Below are 17136 nucleotides of genomic sequence, written 5' to 3' on the forward strand. Positions count from 1 at the left end.
ATGACCGACAGCGACGTCATCGAGATCGCCCTGCAGACCATGGTGGTCGCCCTCAAGCTCTGCGCACCGGTGCTGATCCCCGCCCTGGTGATCGGCTTCGTGATCTCCCTGTTCCAGTCCATGACGCAGATCCAGGAGTTCACCCTGGCGTTCGTCCCGAAGCTGATCGGGGTGGGCCTGTCCCTGCTGATCTCCGGCAACTGGATGCTGCACACGCTCATCGACTACACGAACGACCTGTTCTCCCGCCTGCCGGGACTGCTCGGCTGATGGTCGTGACCATCGCGGGCGCCCCCGTGATCGCCTACGTGCTGGCCTCGGTCCGGCTCGTCGCGTGGCTGCTGGTGGCCCCGCCGTTCTCGTCCAAGGCGGTGCCGACGCTGGCCAAGACCCTGCTGGCCCTCGGCATGGCCTTCGCCGTCGTGCCCGGCATGGACCAGGGTGGCATCCCCGAGGACACCGCCGCGCTGATCGGGCTCGCCCTCCAGGAGGCGCTGATCGGCGCCTCGATGGGCTTCGTGACCTTCCTGGTGTTCTCCGCGATCCAGGCCGCCGGCGACCTCATCGACGTGTTCGGCGGCTTCAGCCTCGCCGCCGCGTTCGACCCGCTGTCGCAGAACATGAACTCCGTGCACGGGAAGCTCTTCTCGATGCTCGGCATGATGCTGCTGTTCACCAGCAACCTGCACCTGCTGGTGATCGGGGGGCTGCTGCGGTCGTTCGAGACGATGCCGGTCGGCACCGCGTGGCAGCCCTCCAGCGTGACGGAGGTGGTCACCGTGGCGTTCTCGATGTTCTTCGCCGCCGCCGTGCAGATCGCGCTCCCGCTGATCGGGGTGCTGTTCCTGGCCGACCTGGGCCTCGCGCTGCTGACCCGCGTGGCGCCGCAGCTGAACGCCATCGGCATCATGTTCCCGGCCAAGATCGGGCTGACCCTGCTGATGGTCGGTGTGTCCTTCGCGGTGCTGCCGGACGCGACGCTGCGGCTGCTCGAGACCCTGTCCCAGGCGATGACCGCCTTCGTGAGCGCCTCGTGAACGCCGGGACGCCCGCCCGTGGCTAGCGAGGACAAGTCCGAGAAGGCGACTCCCAAGAAGCTCAAGGACAGTCGCAAGGAGGGCCGGGTCGCCCGCACCCAGGAGCTCGGCGCCTGGGCCTCGATCCTGGCGGTCGCGCTGTCCATCCAGACGATGACCTCGATCGGGATGGGCAAGGTCCAGGCCCTGCTGACCACCACGCTGCGGATGATCGTCTCGCCCGACCCGCACGACATGCTCCAGCTGCTCCGGGAGGGCAGCGGCCTCGCGCTCATGCTGTCCCTGGCCATGGGGGCCGGGGTGATGGTGATCGGGGTGGCCTCCGCGGTCGCCCAGGGCGGGCTGTTCTTCGCCACCAAGTCGATGAAGCCCAAGTGGTCGCGGCTCAACCCCCTGGAGGGCATCAAGCGGATCTTCGGCCCGCACGCCCTCTGGGAGGGCGTGAAGATGCTGCTGAAGAGCGCGCTGGTCGGCTTCTTCGTCTGGCGCGCGATCGTCGGCCTGATGCCGCTGGTCGGCGGTCTCGTCCCGCTGCCGGTGGCGATGCAGATCGCCGGGTCGGCGGCCACCGGGCTGATGCGCGACGTCGCGCTCGCCGGCCTCGTCGCCGCCGGGGCGGACTACGCCGTGCAGCGCCGGCGCACCGGCAAGCAGGTCCGGATGACCAAGAAGGAGGTGCGCGACGAGCACAAGCAGAGCGAGGGCGACCCGATGATGAAGGGCCAGATCCGCTCGCGCCAGCTCGCCTCCGCGCGCAACCGGATGATGGCCGACGTACCGCTGGCGGACGTGGTGCTGGTGAACCCCACCCACGTCGCCGTCGCGCTGCGCTACGACCCCACCAAGGGCACCCCGCGGGTGGTCGCCAAGGGCGCCGGCGTGGTCGCCGCCCGGATCCGGGAGATCGCGGAGACCAGCAAGGTCGCCATGGTCGAGGACGTCCCGCTGGCCCGCGCGCTCTACACCGGGTGCGAGGTCGGTCACGAGATCCCGCCGCAGCTCTACCAGGCCGTCGCCCAGGTCCTCGCGTTCGTGCTCAGCATGCGCGCCACCGGCGCGCCCGCAGGCCGGCACCGGAGCCCGCGCACCGGGTTCGAGCCGATCCCCGACGTGCCCCGCGCCGGGCGCCGGGTGCGGCCGGTCCCCGTCGACTCCTCAGGTCTGGCCGCCGTCGGCCGATAGGACCCGCGAGCCAGGACGGCGCGCGCGCAACACACCACGGACGGTGCCACCGACACTCGTGTTCGCCTCCCCCCGGGGAGGTCCGTGAAAGGCCAGCTCCGTGTCGCACATCCAGAACGCGGCCCACTCCACCCGGCTCCCGGGTCGCGGCGCCGTGATCGGCGTCCCGATCGCCGTCGTCGGCATCGTGGTGATGCTCGTCGTACCGCTGCCCCCGGTGCTGCTGGACGTGCTGATCGCCTTCAACATCACCTTCGCACTGCTGGTCCTGCTCACCGCGATGTTCGTGCACCGGGCGCTGGACTTCTCCTCGTTCCCGGCCCTGATCCTGGTCGCCACCCTGTTCCGCCTCGCGCTCAACGTCAGCGCCAGCCGGCTGGTGCTGCTGGACGGGTACGCCGGCAAGGTGATCGACACGTTCGGCCACTTCGTCATCGGCGGCTCGCTGATCGTCGGCATCATCGTGTTCTCGATCCTGGTGGTCATCCAGTTCGTGGTGGTCACCAACGGTGCGGGCCGGGTCGCCGAGGTCGGCGCCCGCTTCCACGCTGGACGCGATGCCCGGCAAGCAGATGGCCATCGACGCCGACCTGAACTCCGGCCTGATCGACGACGACGAGGCACGCCGCCGACGGGCCGACGTCTCCGGCGAGGCCGACTTCTACGGCGCGATGGACGGCGCCTCGAAGTTCGTCAAGGGCGACGCGATCGCCGCCATCATCATCACGGTCGTCAACCTGCTGGGCGGCTTCACCGTCGGCATCGTGCAGAAGGGCCTCTCGTTCTCCGAGGCCATGCACACCTACAGCCTGCTGACGATCGGTGACGGCCTGGTCTCCCAGGTGCCCGCGCTGCTGCTCTCGGTGGCCACCGGCCTGATCGTGACCCGGGCGACCGGCGGCACGGACATGGGCACCGACCTGGTCGGCCAGCTGACCCGCTACAAGCAGCCGATGCGGATCGCCGGCTTCGGCGCGCTCGGCCTGTGCCTGATCCCCGGCATCCCCAAGCTCCCGTTCCTGCTCGCCGGCGGCGCCATGATGCTGCTCTCCTCGCGCCACCAGAGCGCGCCGGACACCGGCCCCGAGCCCACCGCCGCCGAGCTCGCGCTGCCGTCCCCGGACTCGGTCGAGGCGATCATCGAGGACATCCGGGTCGACCCGCTGGAGATCGAGCTGGCGGCCGACCTGATCGACCTGGTCGACAAGGGCGCCGGGGGAGACCTGCTGGACCGGGTCAAGTCGCTGCGCCGCAAGGTCGCGACCGACCTGGGCGTCGTGGTCCCGCCGGTGCGCACCCGCGACAACCTGGACCTGCCCCTGCACACCTACGCGATCCGGCTCTTCGGCGTCGAGGTCGCCCGCGGCGAGGCGCCCCCCGGCACCGTGCTCGCGATCGGCGACCGCCTCGACGGACTTGTCGGTCGGCCCACCGTGGAGCCGGTGTTCGGCCTGGCCGCCATGTGGGTCCCGGCCGAGCTGGCCAACCGGGCCGAGCTGCTCGGCGCGACGGTCGTCGACCGGTCCTCGGTGCTCACCACCCACCTCGCCGAGGTGGTGCGCAGCTACGCCGCCCAGCTCCTGGGCCGCGAGGAGGTCAAGATGCTGACCGACGCCGTACGCCGCACCCACCCGTCCGCCGTCGACGAGCTGACACCCGCGCTGCTCAGCCTCGGCGAGATCCAGCAGGTCCTGCAGTCGCTGCTCGACGAGAGCGTGTCGATCCGCGACCTGGCCCGGATTTTCGAGGCGCTGTCCACCCGCGCCCGGGTCAGCAAGGACCTCGACGGCCTGGTCACCGCGGCCCGCGAGACCCTCGGGCTGGCCGTCGTCGCGCCGCACCTGCGCGACGGCACCCTGCCGGTGCTCAGCTTCGACCCGAGCCTGGAGCAGCGACTGCTCGAGGCGCTGCGGGTCACCGAGGGCGGCGGCTTCCTCGCCCTGGACGTCGAGCTCTCGCAGGCGCTGATGAACGACCTCACGGCGCGCAACCGGCAAGCCGAGGAGCAGAACATCTCCGCGGTCCTGGTCTGCGCCCCGCAGGTGCGGCCCGCCGTCCGCCGGCTCGTGGCCACCTCCCTGCCCCGGCTCCCCGTGCTGTCGTACGGCGAGCTGAGCGGCCCGATCCAGATCCAGTCCGTCGGCGTCGTCGGGGGCCAGGCCCCCGTGCTCGCCTGACCCGTCCGCCCGCCCCGACCACCTGACGTGAGGTCCCGATGAACGTGTTCGCCGCACCGGTCATGCTCGCCGCCGCCGCGGTCAGCGCACCTGCCTTCTGGGGGGCGTTCGTCGACGGGACCACCGAGCCGATGACCGCGTTCACCCGCTTCGCCGTCTGCGCGCTGCTCGCCTGGGCCGGGATGTCCGTGGTGCTGATGCTCGTCGGACCGGCGCCCCGGCAGGAGCCGAGCGCCCTGGACGGCGCCCAGGACCCCTCGTCCGCGGAGTCCGCCCCCGTCTGACCCCGTCTGACCCCGTCTGCCCCCCGTCGACCCGGGCCCCGTGCAACCCCGACCCGGGCCCCGTACGACGCCGACCCGGGCCGGAGCTCACCTCGACCCGGGCCAGGTGAGGTCGCGCGGCAGCCGCAGGCCCGGCGGTGCACGTCGAGACGCGGCCGCGGGTTCGGGCGCGAGGAACGCCGTCGGCCACGGACCGTCGCCCACCGGTTCTCCTCCCACACGAGCGTGCGGCTGCACCGGCCGTCGGCGGACAGCAGGCCGGCCACCCTGCCGGCGCGGGACGGGTCAGCCGGTGGCGGCGGCGGGGAAGGTGCCCGCGTCGATGCTCGCGCGGGTCGACACCACGGGGTGGTCGGTGGTCCGGTCCACGAGCGGGCTGCGGTCCTCGTCGTAGGACGAGAAGCGCACCCCGGGGGACCCGAAGACCCAGTCGACGGCCCGCGGCTCCTGGGCGTCGCACCCGCCGGCGCCGTTGCTGCCGCCGCGGGCCGCGACCATCGAGGTCCCGGACGTCAGTGCGCAGAAGTAGCTGTCCCGCTCGTTCATGTCGCCGGTGAGGAACACCGGGATGCCGGTGGCGGTGAGCCGGTTCATCAGCGCGACCTCGACCGCGGTCGCCTGGTCCCGCCAGCGCTGCTGGCCGTGGTAGCGCCGGGTGTCGGCCGGGTTGTGGACGTTGGCGAAGTACGCCGTCAGGCCGGTCGCCCGGTGCCGCAGCAGGACCACGGGCATCCGGCGACGGTTGCCGTCGAAGTAGGGGACCGAGAACGTCTCGGGGCGGACCAGCTCCCACACCGACGAGCGCCAGGCCACCGAGTTCTCGGCCTCGCGGGGGGTGAGCCGGGTGCCGGGGTAGACGTCGTAGCCGGGGCTGAGCCGCTGCAGCTCGCGCAGCTGGTCGGACTGCAGCTCCTGGAACCCGACGACGTCGACGTCGTGCCGGCCGAGCAGGTCGACCACGCCCGCCATCCGGGTCACCCCGGACTGCTTGCCGCGGGCGCCGCCCCGGGTGTGGCTGCTGCCGAGCACGTTGAACGAGCTGATCGTGAAGTCGGCGGTCGGGCCGCCGGGCGTCGGCGGGGGCGTCGTACCGGGCGTGGGGTCCGGCGTCGGGACGACCGGGTCGGTCCACGGGTCGCTGCCCGGGGCGGGGGCCACCGTCGAGGACGGTACGTCGGAGGGCGGGACCCAGGGGACGTACCCGTTGTCGAGGCTGCCCGGGTCCGGCAGGCCGGCGGTCGCGAGCCAGGCTGCGAGGTCGGCGTCGCGGGCGGAGGCACTGGGCGCCCGGGCCGTGGTGGCGGCCGGACGGGCCACGGGGGTGGGCCGCGCGGTGATCGTCACGGCGACCGTGGGCTGGCGCAGGGGCAGCTGCGCGGAGGTGCTGTCCGAGACCGGGCGCGGGGGCGCGGGGTCGCCGCCCCACGCGCCGAGGAGGACCGAGCCCAGCAGGACGCCGGTCAGCGCGACGGCTGCTCCCGCGGTCGTCGTGGCGGTCGCTCGGCTCAACTCGTTCTCCAGCGCAGGTCGGGGCGCCCGGGCAGGCGCTCCCTCGAAGATCGGCCGGGACGACCCGGTCCTGAGGAGTTGCCGGGCGCCGATTGGGTGATCGACGGGCGGTCGGGGACGATGGGGGCGAGATGTCTCTCCTCGACCGCCTTCCCGCCGACTCGGACGACGCCGACGCGCTGTTCGAGGCGTTCGGCACCTGGGCCGAGGAGCAGGGCCTGAGCCTCTACCCCGCGCAGGAGGAGGCCCTGATCGAGGTCGTCACCGGCGCGAACGTCATCCTCAGCACCCCCACCGGCACCGGCAAGAGCCTGGTCGCCACCGGGGCGCACTTCGCGGCCCTGGCCCGCGGCCAGCGCACCTTCTACACCGCACCGATCAAGGCGCTGGTCTCGGAGAAGTTCTTCGCGCTGATCGCGGTCTTCGGCCCCGACAACGTCGGCATGCTGACCGGCGACGCGGCGGTCAACGCGCAGGCGCCGATCATCTGCTGCACCGCCGAGGTGCTCGCCAACATCGCCCTGCGGGAGGGGGCGAGCGCGGACATCGGCCAGGTGGTGATGGACGAGTTCCACTTCTACTCCGAGCCGGACCGCGGCTGGGCCTGGCAGGTCCCGCTCATCGAGCTGCCGCAGGCGCAGTTCGTGCTGATGTCCGCGACGCTCGGCGACGTCACCCGGTTCGTGGACGACCTGAGCCGCCGTACCGGACGCAACACCGCGGTCGTCAGCAGCGCGACCCGGCCGGTGCCGCTGACCTACCTGTGGGCGCTCACCCCGATGCACGAGACGATCGAGGAGCTGCTGACCACCCACCAGGCCCCGGTGTACGTCGTGCACTTCACCCAGGCCTCGGCGCTCGAGCGGGCGCAGGCGCTCACCAGCATCAACGTGTGCACCCGCGAGGAGAAGGACAAGATCGCCGAGCTGATCGGCGGCTTCCGGTTCAGCCCGGGGTTCGGCAAGACCCTGTCCCGGCTGGTGAAGCACGGCATCGGCGTGCACCACGCCGGCATGCTCCCGAAGTACCGCCGGCTCGTCGAGCAGCTCGCGCAGGCCGGCCTGCTCAAGGTGATCTGCGGCACCGACACCCTCGGCGTCGGCATCAACGTGCCGATCCGCACGGTCGTGTTCACCGGGCTGAGCAAGTACGACGGGCGTCGCCAGCGGATGCTCAAGGCGCGCGAGTTCCACCAGATCGCCGGCCGCGCGGGGCGGGCCGGCTTCGACACCGCGGGCACCGTCGTGGTCCAGGCCCCCGAGCACGTCGTGGAGAACCACCGGCTGGTGCTCAAGGCCGGCGACGACCCCAAGAAGCTCAAGCGGGTGCAGCGCAAGAAGGCGCCCGAGGGCCAGGTGACCTGGAGCGAGGACACGTTCGACCGGCTGGTCGTCGCCGAGCCCGAGGCGCTGGTCTCCCGGATGCGGGTCACCCACGCGATGCTGCTCAACGTGATCGCCCGGGAGGGCGACCCGTTCGTGGCGATGCGCCGGCTGCTGCGCGACAACCACGAGGACCCGCGCTCGCAGGTCCGGCTGGTCCGCCGGGCGATCGCGCAGTACCGCGCGCTGCTCGCCGCCGGTGTCGTCGAGCGCATCGACCCGCCCGGTCCCGACGGCCGCACCGTGCGGCTCGTCGCGGGGCTGCAGCTCGGCTTCGCGCTGAACCAGCCGCTGTCGACGTACGCGCTGGGCGTCTTCGACGTGCTCGACCCCGAGGTGCCGACGTACGCCCTCGACGTCGTCTCCGTCGTCGAGGCCACCCTGGAGGACCCGCGGCCGGTGCTCGGCGCGCAGGAGCACAAGGCGCGCGGCGAGGCGGTCGGGGAGATGAAGGCCGACGGCATCGAGTACGACGAGCGCATGGAGCTGCTCGACGAGGTGTCCTGGCCCAAGCCGCTGCAGGACATGCTCGAGCACACCTACGAGGTCTACCGGCGCAGCCACCCGTGGGTCGCCGAGGACGCGCTGTCCCCGAAGTCGGTGGTCCGCGACATGTACGAGCGCGCGATGACCTTCGCGGAGTACGTCGCGTTCTACGGCCTGACCCGGTCCGAGGGGCTGGTGCTGCGCTACCTCGGCGACGCCTACCGGGCGCTGCGGCAGACCGTCCCGGACAGCGTGCGAACCGACGACCTCGAGGACATCGTGGAGTGGCTCGGTGCCGTGGTGCGGCAGACCGACTCGAGCCTGCTCGACGAGTGGGAGCAGCTCAGCGACCCGACCCGCGTGCTGGAGAAGGACGTCGTCCCGCCCGAACCGGAGAACATCACCGCCAACGAGCGCGCGTTCACCGTGCTGGTCCGCAACGCGCTGTTCCGCCGGGTCGAGCTGGCCGCGCTGAACCGCTGGCACCAGCTCGGCGAGCTCGAGGCCGAGGCCGGCTCGACGATGACCGCCGAGGACTGGCGCGAGTCGCTGGCGTCGTACTTTGCGGAGTACGACGCGATCGACACCGGCCCGGACGCGCGCGGGCCGCGGATGCTGCTGGTCGAGAAGGTCGGCCGTGCCTGGGAGGTCCAGCAGGTCGTCGGCGACCCGGAGGGCAACCACGACTGGCGGATCACCGCGACCGTCGACCTCGACGCGTCCGACGCCGAGGGCGAGCTGGTCCTGGACGTCACCGGCCTCGTCCAGCTCTAGGGCCGGGTCGTCCGGTTGAGCGCGCGCCCCGGCGCACCGGCAAGCGGACGACCCGATCCGCCGGAGTCGCCGGGTCAGACGAAGGCGCTCTCCCCGGTGATCGCCCGGCCGACGATCAGGGTGTTGATCTCGCGGGTGCCCTCGTAGGAGTAGATCGCCTCCGCGTCGGCGACGAACCGGCCGACGTGGTGCTCGAGCAGGATGCCGTTGCCGCCGAGCACCTCGCGGGCCCAGCCGACGGTCTCGCGCATCCGGGCGGTCGTGAACGCCTTGGCCAGCGAGGCGTGCTCGTCCTTGACCAGCCCGGCGTCCTGGAGCTGGGAGACCCGCACGCACATCGCGGTGGAGGCGACCACGTTGGAGAGCATCTTGACCAGCAGGTCCTGGACGAGCTGGAAGCCGGCGATCGGCTGGCCGAACTGCTGGCGCTCCAGCGTGTAGCGCAGCGCGTGCTCGTAGGCGCCGCGGGCGCAGCCGGTGGCCTGCCAGGCGACGCCCATCCGGGTCACCTTGAGGACCTTGGCGGTGTCCTCGAAGGAGCTCGCACCCTGCAGCCGGTTCGCCTCCGGCACGCGTACGCCGGCCAGGTGGATCTCCGCGTTCTGCACCACGCGCAGCGCGATCTTGTCCTGCGTGACGTCGAAGGTCATCCCCTCGGCGCCCTTCTCGACCACGAACCCCTTGACCTGGTCGTCGGCCTCGTCGCGGGCCCAGATCACCACCAGGTCGGCGAAGGACGCGTTGCCGATCCACTTCTTCTCGCCGTCGAGCACCCACTCGTCGCCCTCGCGCCGGGCCGTGGTCGCCAGGCCGCCGGCGATCCCCGAGCCGACCTCGGGCTCGGTCAGGCCGAAGGCGCCGATCAGCTCCATCCGGGCCATCGCCGGCAGCCAGCGCTCGCGCTGCTCGTCGGAGCCGCACAGCTGGACCGACCCCATCGCGAGGCCGCCGTGCACCCCCATGAAGGTCTGCATCGAGGCGTCGACCCGGGCCATCTCCATCGCGACCATGCCGTCCAGCAGGCTGCTGCGGCCGGGGCAGCCCGGTCCGTCGTACTGGAGACCGGCGATGCCGAGGTCGGCGAGGCCGGGGACCAGCTCGTGCGGGAACTCCGCGCGGGTCCAGAAGCCGTTGATCACCGGCTCGACGTGGGTCAGCATGAACTCGCGCACCCGCTCGACGAGCTTGCGGTCCTCGTCGTCGAGGAGCAGCTCGAAGCCGAGGAAGTCGGAGTCGGGGGTGTCGGACAGGTCCAGGTCGCTCATGTCACTCCGTCTGGTCGGGGACGTCGGTGAGGAAACGCTCGATCACCGGGGCCAGGTCCCGGGCCTCGGTGAGGATGCCCAGGTGCCCGCCGCGGTACACGTGCAGACGGGCGCGCGGCACCAGCCGGGCGATCATGCGGGCGTTGACGAGCGGCACGATCGGGTCGTCGTCGCCGCCGAGCACCAGCGTGGGCTGGGCCAGGAGCGGCAGGAACGGCAGGCTCGACCAGCCGGTGGTCGCGGCCAGCTGGTAGTAGTAGCCGCGCTTCGGTCCGGACCGGGTGGTGGCGTGCAGCAGCCGCGCGCCGGCCTCCGGGTCGTCGCGCATGGTGCCGCCGTAGATCTCCGCGGCGATGCTCCGGGCGTACGCCGGGTCGCGGTGCCGCCGCGGGGTGAGCATCTTGGCGAGCACCTGCGGGTGTGCCGGGACCATCAGCGACCCGGTGCCGGTGGCCACGAGCACCACGCGGCGCACCCGGCGGCGCGACTGCAGCGCGAGCTGCTGGGCGAGCGCGCCGCCCCACGACAGGCCGAGCACGTCGAACTCCCGGTGCCCCAGCCGGGCCACCAGCGCGGTCACCCAGGACGACAGCGCGGCCATCGAGTAGGGGAACGGGGGAGCCGGCGACCCGCCCACCCCTGGTACGTCGAACCGGATCACGCCCCGGTCCGGGTCGAGGGCGTCGACCAGCGGCTGCAGCGCCTCCAGGCTCGCGCCGATCCCGTTGCACAGCAGCAGCGGCGGCGCGTCTGCGAGCCGGCCGCGGCCGGGGCGGAGGCTGACCCGCACCTGGATGCCGCGGACCGCGATGGTGCGGAGCCGGTCGCGGCTCACGGCGCGCAGCCGGGGCTCAGCGGTCGAGGACATAGGTGCCTGGCGCGTCGCAGACCGGCTCGTAGGCGGCGGAGCCCAGGCGACGGGGCTTGTTGCGCTCCGGTCCGGTGCGCTCGGCCAGCCACCCGACGTAGTCGTCCCACCAGCTGCCCTTGACCTTGGAGGCGGCCGCCAGCCAGGCCTGGCTGTCCGCCGGGTTCCGGTCCGCGGTCTGGAAGCTCGCCTTGGGGTTGCCGGGCGGGTTCACCATCGAGGCGATGTGGCCGCTCGTGGAGAGCACGAACTTGGACCGGCCGCCGAGCAGCTGCGTGGTCCGGTAGCAGGACTCCCACTTGCACAGGTGGTCGGCGATGCCTGCCACGACGTAGGAGTCGGTGTCGACCTTGCCGAGGTCCACGTCGCTGCCGAGCATCCGCGCGCCGTCCGGCCGGGTCAGCCCGTTGGAGATGGCGAGCTCCATGAAGTCGCGGTGCATCGCGGCGGTCATCCGGACCGGGTCGGCGTTCCAGTAGAGGATGTCGAACGCCTTGGGGGCGTGGCCCAGCAGGTAGTTGTTGACCCAGTAGTTCCAGATCAGGTCGTTGGGTCGCAGCCAGGCGAACACCTCGGCGAGCGAGCGGCCGTCGAGGTAGCCCTTCTCCTGCGACGCCTTGACCGAGGCCGCCGCGGCCTTGCGGGAGAGCAGCGCGCTGGGCAGGCCGGCCTGCTCCTGGTCGAGCACCGTGACGGCCAGGCTGAACGCGGCCACCCGGTCGAGCTCGCCGGTCGCGGCGAGGTGCCCCATCACCATCGAGCTGAGCATCCCGCCCGAGCAGATCCCGAACAGCGCGACCTGGTCGGCCCGGGCGATCTTCTGCGCGGCGGTCATCGCCTCGAGGATCGCCTGCCCGTAGCTGTCGACGCCCCAGTCGGCGTGCCGGGCGTCCGGGTTGCGCCAGGAGATGCAGTAGACCTGCTGGCCGTTGGCCACCAGGTGCTCCACCAGGCTGCGCTCCGCGGCCAGGTCGATGACGTAGTACTTGTTGATCGTCGGCGGCACGATGAGGAGCGGGACGGTGCGCACCTTGGGGGTCTGCGGGGTGTACTGGATCAGCTCGAACATGTCGGTGCGGAGCACCACCGCGCCGGGCGTCACCGCGATGTCGGTGCCGACCTCGAAGGCGTCGGGCTCCACCATCGAGGGCACCCGCGGGGCACTGGCGAAGTCGCGCACGAAGCGCCGGCCGCCCTCGACGAGGTTGCCGCCGCCGGTGTCCACGATCCGCTTGAGCACCTTGGGGTTCAGGAAGGGGTTGTTGCTGGGCGCGGACGCCTCGACGAGGTTGTCGACGATGAACCCGATCCGCTGGTCGTCGCCCCAGTCGAGCTCGGCGTCCTGGACCAGGCCCCGCGCGGTCTCGCCGACGGCGAGGTAGGTCTGCAGCGTGCGGCGGAGCATCGGGTTCTTGGCCCAGCCCTCGTCGGAGAAGCGCCGGTCCTTCTCGTGCGGGGCCAGCTCGGAACGGCCCGCCCCCACCCGGGCCAGCTCGACGGCGAGGTCCTTGGTCCGGCCGGCCACCTTGCCCGGCCGCCGGGCGAGGTGCGTGGTGAACCGGACGCCGGACATGCCGGGCACGAACCGCCGCAGCGGGCTGCGGGCCGCGTCCCCGAGCAGCAGGTCGAGGGGGGCGGCGGAGTCGGTGCCGTCGGCGGTGTCGTCGGCCTCGCGCATCCGGCCGTCGGCCTGCTCGGACGCGGGCGTCGTGGCGGCGCTCACGCGTCGTCACCCTCGGGTGCGCTGACCTCGCGGCGCAGGATCTTGCCGGTCGGGCCCTTCGGGAGCTCCTCGACGATCCAGAGGTGGCGGGGGTACTTGTAGGCCGCCAGCCGCTCCTTGGCGAACTCCCGCAGCTCGTCCTCGCTGACCTTCTGGCCGGCCTTGAGCGCGACGGCGGCGCCGACCTCCTCGCCGAGGTCGTCGTGCGGGACGCCGACGACGGCCACCTCGGCCACCGCCTCGTGCTCGTAGAGCGCCTCCTCGACCTCGCGCGGGTAGACGTTGTAGCCGCCCCGGATGATCAGGTCCTTCTTGCGGTCGACGATGAAGAAGTAGCCGTCCTCGTCCTGCTTGGCCATGTCGCCGGAGCGGAACCAGCCGTCCGGGATGGCCTCCTGGGTGGCCTCCTCGCGACCCCAGTAGCCCTTCATGACGTTCTCGCCGCGGATCGCGATCTCGCCCACCTCGCCGTCCGGGGTGTCCTTGCCCTCGTCGTCGACGAGCTTCATCTCCACCCCCCGCACGGGTACGCCGATGGAGCCCGGCTTGCGCTCGAGGTCGGGACGGTTGAACGAGGCGACCGGGGAGGTCTCGGAGAGGCCGTAGCCCTCCAGCACGATGCAGCCGAACTGCTCCTCGAACTTCTTCATCACCTCGACGGGCATCGCGGAACCGCCGGAGATGCAGGTGCGCAGGCTGGAGACGTCGAAGGACGCGGCGTCCTCGACGTGCAGCATGCCGGCGTACATCGTGGGGACGCCCTCGAAGACCGTGACCTTGTCGCGGCCGATCACCTCGAGCGCCTTCTTCGCGTCGAAGCGGGGGATCAGGGTCAGGCAGGCGCCGGCGGTGACCGCGGCGTTCAGCCCGCAGGTCAGGCCGAAGCAGTGGAACAGCGGCAGGCAGCCCATCACGACGTCCTCGTCGGACAGCTCGACGAGGGTCTCGGCGCTGGTCGAGGCGTTGGTGGCGAGGTTGTGGTGGGTGAGCTCGGCGCCCTTGGGCTGACCGGTGGTGCCCGAGGTGTAGAGCAGCACGACCGTGTCGTCGTCGTCGCGGTCGACGACCTCGTCGTCCGGCTCGTGCCGGGCGAGCAGCTCCAGGAACCCGTCGGCCTCGACGGGGATGCAGTCGATGCCGACGGTGGAGGCCGCCTTGCCGGCCTCGTCGGCCATCGCCTCCCACGCGAAGACGACCGAGGCACCGGAGTCCTCGAGGTAGTACTGCACCTCGCGCGCCTTGAGCAACGGGTTCATCGGCACGACGACCGCGCCCGCGGCGAGCGCGCCGTAGAACAGCACCGGGAACGGCGGCACGTTCGGCAGGACCAGGCCGACCCGGTCGCCGGGGCCGACCCCCTTGCTCTTCAGCAGCGCGGTGACCCGGCGGGCGCCGTCGAGCAGCTGGTCGTAGCTCAGCACCAGCTCGTCGAGCCGCACGGCCGGGCGGTCGCCGTGGTCGCGGGCCGCGGTGGTGAGGTTCTGGGCAAGGTTGGTCACTGTCGCCTCCGGTGCTGCGGTGGTCGAGGGGCGTGCGGACGGCTGTCCCGGTCGGCCCAGGTCGTCCGGTCCACCTACCCACTGTGGCGGCGACCACACTCCGGGCGCCGGATGGTGGACCCTGGCCAGCGCGCCCACGCCGGTGCCAGGGTGAGTCACAGGGGTATCAGGAGTCGCCGCACCCGCTCCTGTCCGACGTACACGCATCGAGACTCGAACAGAGGCGGAGGCAGGCATGTCGCAGGCACGCATGAAGCACGGCTCGGAGAGCTTCTTCATCGAGGGGGAGGGCCTGCTCACCACGCAGGTCGGCGGACGCACCGGGGACGAGGCCGACCCGGTCAGCGAGTCGGAGACGCCGCGGGCCCCCGCGCCGCGGGCGCTGGCCGCCGACGCCGCGCCGCCGTTCCGGTTCTCCCGGGTCGGCCCCAGGGGCACCGCCCTGGGCGCGGCGGCGACCAGGAAGCTGGCCCGCGCGATGGTCGTCGGCGGCGGGGGACCCGGCGACGTGCCGGCCGGCTACACCTACCTCGGCCAGTTCATCGACCACGACCTGACCATGGACCGCACCGACGTGATGTTCGGTGACGACGTCCGCCCCGTCGACCTGCTGCAGGGCCGGTCCCCGCGCCTCGACCTCGACTCGCTCTACGGCAACGGCCCCGGCGACGCGGCGTCCGCGAAGTTCTACTCCGACGGCCTGCACCTCAAGACCGGTACGACGCTCGCGGTCCCGCCGGACCGCGCGAAGCCCGGCCACGACCTGCCCCGGGTGGGGAAGGGGTCCAGCAAGGCCGCGAAGCGCACGGCCCTGGTCCCTGACCTGCGCAACGACGAGAACCTGGTGGTCGCCCAGACGCACGTGGCGATGATCCACTTCCACAACCGGGTGCTCGACAAGCTGCCGGTGTCCGTGCCGCCCACCGAGCGGTTCACCCGGGCGCGCAAGCGCGTGACGCTGCACTACCAGTGGATGATCCGGCACGACTACCTGCCGCGGATCTGCCAGAGGAGCGTCCTCGACGACGTGTTCGCGAGCGGCCGCAAGCTCGTCGAGCCGGATGCGCCGCCGGCCTCGATCCCGACGATGCCCGTCGAGTTCTCGGTCGCGGCCTTCCGGCTCGGGCACAGCATGGTGCGCGCGACCTACAACTGGAACCGGCGCTTCCCCGGCACCGCCGGCTCGCTGGACTTCCTGTTCGCGTTCTCCGGCACCAGCGGCGACATGTTCGGCGACGTCCGGCTGCCCAGCAACTGGATCGCGGACTGGCGGCGGATGTACGACTTCCCGGCCGGTGGCCGGCCGGGACTCGCGGCGCCCGGCAGCAACGTCAACCACGCGATGCGGATCGACACCCGGCTCACCGACCCCCTGGCGGACCTGCCGCTGGGCTCGTTCGGCGGCGACGCCTCGATCCCCGACGGGGACCTGCGGCGCAACCTCGCGTTCCGCAACCTGGTGCGCGCCAACATGGTCCGGCTCGCCAGCGGCCAGCAGATGGTCACCCGGCTGAAGGCCCGGGGCGTCGACGTCACCGCGCTGACCCGCGCGCAGATCCTGGACGGCGCAGGCGGCGCCCGGCTGGACCACCTGACCGCGGCGGAGAAGAACGCGGTGGTCGCCCGGACCCCGCTGTGGTTCTACGTGCTGCGCGAGGCCGAGCTGAACGACGGGCGGCTCAGGGGCGTCGGCGCCCGGATCGTGGCCGAGACGTTCCACCGGGCGATGGAGGGCAGCCGGTTCTCGATCGTGCGGAACCCGGAGTTCCGGCCGTCCCTGGGGCGCGACGACACGACGTTCGAGATGACCGACCTGCTGTTCTTCGCGTTCGGCGGCAAGGCCGGGATCAACCCGCTGGGCGGCTGAACTTCCACCGGGTGCGCACGGCGATCCAGGAGAACGCCAGCCGGGGCGACCGGGTGCGCTACCCGTTCTGGGAGTCGCACGCGGTGCACGTCGAGGGGGGCTCGTGGAGTTCGAGGCCGCCTCGCGGGCCAGCGAGCTCGGCCACTACGTCACGGTGCACCTGGTCGCGCAGCGCGCCGGCGTCCCGGGGCAGCGGGTCTCGGTGGACTGAGCCGGCCCGACCCGCCGGTAGGGTCCGGCGGGTGAGCACCGAGTTCGACCGCGGCATCGCGGTCACCGCCCGACCGTCCGCGCCCGCGACGTACGACACGGAGCTCGGTGCCGGCTGGCAGATCGGCGCCGGCGTCAACGGCGGCCTGCTGCTGGCCACCCTGGGCAACGCGCTGGGCTCCACGTTCGCCGCGGACGGCGGCCACGTCGACCCGGTCTCGATCAGCGCCTACTACCTCTCCGCGTCGCGCCCCGGGCCGGCCGTGGTCAGCACCGAGGTGCTGCGCGCCCGTCGCAGCATGTCCACCGGGTCGGCGTCCCTGCTGCAGACCGACGACGACGGCGGCAGCGTCGAGCGGATCCGGGCGCTGGCGACGTACGGCGACCTGGCGGGCCTGCCCGACGACGTGCGCACCACCGCCACCCCGCCGGACCTCCCGCCGCCCGACCGGTGCGTCTCGGCCGCGGACGCCCCGCCGTCCTTCATGGCGCAGGCCGGGCTGCTGGAGCGGCTCGACCTGCGGCTGGACCCGGCGTACGTCGGCTGGGCGGTCGGCAAGCCGTCCGGCACCGGCCGGATCCAGGGGTGGCTGCGGATGGCCGACCCGCGCGAGCCCGACCCGCTCCTGCTGCTGCTCGCCGTCGACGCGCTGCCGCCGGTGACGTTCGACCTCGGCCTGCTCGGCTGGACGCCGACCCTGGAGCTGACCGTGCACCTGCGGGCGAGGCCCGCGCCGGGCTGGCTGCGGGTGGTCGCCTCCACGCGGAACCTGGCCGGTAGCTTCCTCGAGGAGGACGCCGAGGTCTGGGACTCCGACGACCGGCTGGTCGCCCAGTCGCGCCAGCTCGCCCGCGCGCCGCGCTGACCGCCGC

General features: G+C 72.4%; 13 protein-coding genes and 1 pseudogene. 9 read left to right on the forward strand and 5 right to left on the reverse strand.

Annotated features, from left to right (window positions below; genetic code table 11):
* From fliQ to KRR39_RS01120, 6 genes and pseudogenes are all read left to right on the forward strand, one after another.
* On the forward strand, positions 1-270 hold the full coding sequence (gene fliQ / locus KRR39_RS01100) for a flagellar biosynthesis protein FliQ (RefSeq protein WP_216939991.1): 270 nt from the start codon (positions 1-3) through the stop codon (positions 268-270).
* Positions 270-1037 (forward strand): flagellar biosynthetic protein FliR, encoded by a 768-nt coding sequence (locus KRR39_RS01105; protein WP_216939992.1) that lies wholly within the window; start codon positions 270-272, stop codon positions 1035-1037. The genes fliQ and KRR39_RS01105 overlap by 1 nt, the downstream gene beginning before the upstream one ends.
* Before the next feature lie 18 nt (positions 1038-1055).
* On the forward strand, positions 1056-2219 hold the full coding sequence (locus KRR39_RS01110; protein WP_216939993.1) for an EscU/YscU/HrcU family type III secretion system export apparatus switch protein: 1164 nt from the start codon (positions 1056-1058) through the stop codon (positions 2217-2219).
* Between the two features lie 193 nt (positions 2220-2412).
* Positions 2413-2703 (forward strand): annotated as a pseudogene (locus KRR39_RS24085) (FHIPEP family type III secretion protein); the annotation flags it as partial.
* Between the two features lie 73 nt (positions 2704-2776).
* Positions 2777-4396 carry a flagellar biosynthesis protein FlhA gene (locus tag KRR39_RS01115; RefSeq protein ID WP_254185427.1) on the forward strand — a complete coding sequence of 540 codons (1620 nt, stop codon included), beginning with the start codon at positions 2777-2779 and terminating at the stop codon, positions 4394-4396.
* Positions 4397-4434: 38 nt separating this feature from the next.
* Complete coding sequence (locus KRR39_RS01120; RefSeq protein WP_216939994.1) at positions 4435-4680, forward strand: hypothetical protein; 246 nt, start codon at positions 4435-4437, stop codon at positions 4678-4680.
* A 285-nt stretch (positions 4681-4965) separates the two neighbouring features.
* Here KRR39_RS01120 and KRR39_RS01125 read toward each other — a convergent pair whose 3' ends face one another.
* Positions 4966-6189 (reverse strand): endonuclease/exonuclease/phosphatase family protein, encoded by a 1224-nt coding sequence (locus tag KRR39_RS01125; protein ID WP_216939995.1) that lies wholly within the window; start codon positions 6187-6189, stop codon positions 4966-4968.
* A 131-nt stretch (positions 6190-6320) separates the two neighbouring features.
* Between KRR39_RS01125 and KRR39_RS01130 the strand changes: the two genes are divergently transcribed.
* Positions 6321-8831, forward strand: coding sequence for a DEAD/DEAH box helicase (locus KRR39_RS01130; protein ID WP_216939996.1), 2511 nt, complete (start codon positions 6321-6323; stop codon positions 8829-8831).
* A 74-nt stretch (positions 8832-8905) separates the two neighbouring features.
* On the opposite strand, the gene KRR39_RS01135 is transcribed toward KRR39_RS01130, so the two are convergent.
* The 4 genes from KRR39_RS01135 to KRR39_RS01150 are packed head-to-tail and all read right to left on the reverse strand — an operon-like array spanning position 8906 to position 14186.
* Complete coding sequence (locus tag KRR39_RS01135; protein ID WP_216939997.1) at positions 8906-10096, reverse strand: acyl-CoA dehydrogenase family protein; 1191 nt, start codon at positions 10094-10096, stop codon at positions 8906-8908.
* 1 nt (position 10097) lies between these two features.
* Entirely contained in the window at positions 10098-10931 is an 834-nt protein-coding gene (gene phaZ, locus KRR39_RS01140; RefSeq protein ID WP_216939998.1) for a poly(3-hydroxyalkanoate) depolymerase, read from the reverse strand.
* A gap of 16 nt (positions 10932-10947) precedes the next feature.
* A complete protein-coding gene (locus KRR39_RS01145; RefSeq protein ID WP_216939999.1) occupies positions 10948-12687 on the reverse strand; it encodes a PHA/PHB synthase family protein in 1740 nt (579 codons plus the stop codon).
* Positions 12684-14186 (reverse strand): long-chain-fatty-acid--CoA ligase, encoded by a 1503-nt coding sequence (locus tag KRR39_RS01150; RefSeq protein WP_216940000.1) that lies wholly within the window; start codon positions 14184-14186, stop codon positions 12684-12686. The genes KRR39_RS01145 and KRR39_RS01150 overlap by 4 nt, the downstream gene beginning before the upstream one ends.
* Before the next feature lie 235 nt (positions 14187-14421).
* Here KRR39_RS01150 and KRR39_RS01155 point away from each other — a divergent pair, with 235 nt between their 5' ends.
* Both KRR39_RS01155 and KRR39_RS01160 read left to right on the forward strand, forming a co-directional pair.
* Complete coding sequence (locus KRR39_RS01155; RefSeq protein WP_216940001.1) at positions 14422-16053, forward strand: peroxidase family protein; 1632 nt, start codon at positions 14422-14424, stop codon at positions 16051-16053.
* 242 nt (positions 16054-16295) lie between these two features.
* Positions 16296-17129 carry a thioesterase family protein gene (locus KRR39_RS01160; RefSeq protein WP_216940002.1) on the forward strand — a complete coding sequence of 278 codons (834 nt, stop codon included), beginning with the start codon at positions 16296-16298 and terminating at the stop codon, positions 17127-17129.
* Positions 17130-17136: the final 7 nt, after the last annotated feature.

This window comes from Nocardioides panacis (assembly GCF_019039255.1).
GTDB classification, from domain to species: Bacteria; Actinomycetota; Actinomycetes; order Propionibacteriales; family Nocardioidaceae; genus Nocardioides_B; species Nocardioides_B panacis.

Coding starts and splice junctions, on each gene's coding strand:
- KRR39_RS01130 (WP_216939996.1), top strand. CDS start 6,321: ATGTCTCTCCTCGACCGCCTTCCCGCCGACTCGGACGACGCCGACGCG.
- KRR39_RS01155 (WP_216940001.1), top strand. CDS start 14,422: ATGTCGCAGGCACGCATGAAGCACGGCTCGGAGAGCTTCTTCATCGAG.
- KRR39_RS01115 (WP_254185427.1), top strand. CDS start 2,777: ATGCCCGGCAAGCAGATGGCCATCGACGCCGACCTGAACTCCGGCCTG.
- KRR39_RS01120 (WP_216939994.1), top strand. CDS start 4,435: ATGAACGTGTTCGCCGCACCGGTCATGCTCGCCGCCGCCGCGGTCAGC.
- KRR39_RS01105 (WP_216939992.1), top strand. CDS start 270: ATGGTCGTGACCATCGCGGGCGCCCCCGTGATCGCCTACGTGCTGGCC.
- fliQ (WP_216939991.1), top strand. CDS start 1: ATGACCGACAGCGACGTCATCGAGATCGCCCTGCAGACCATGGTGGTC.
- KRR39_RS01135 (WP_216939997.1), bottom strand. CDS start 10,096: ATGAGCGACCTGGACCTGTCCGACACCCCCGACTCCGACTTCCTCGGC.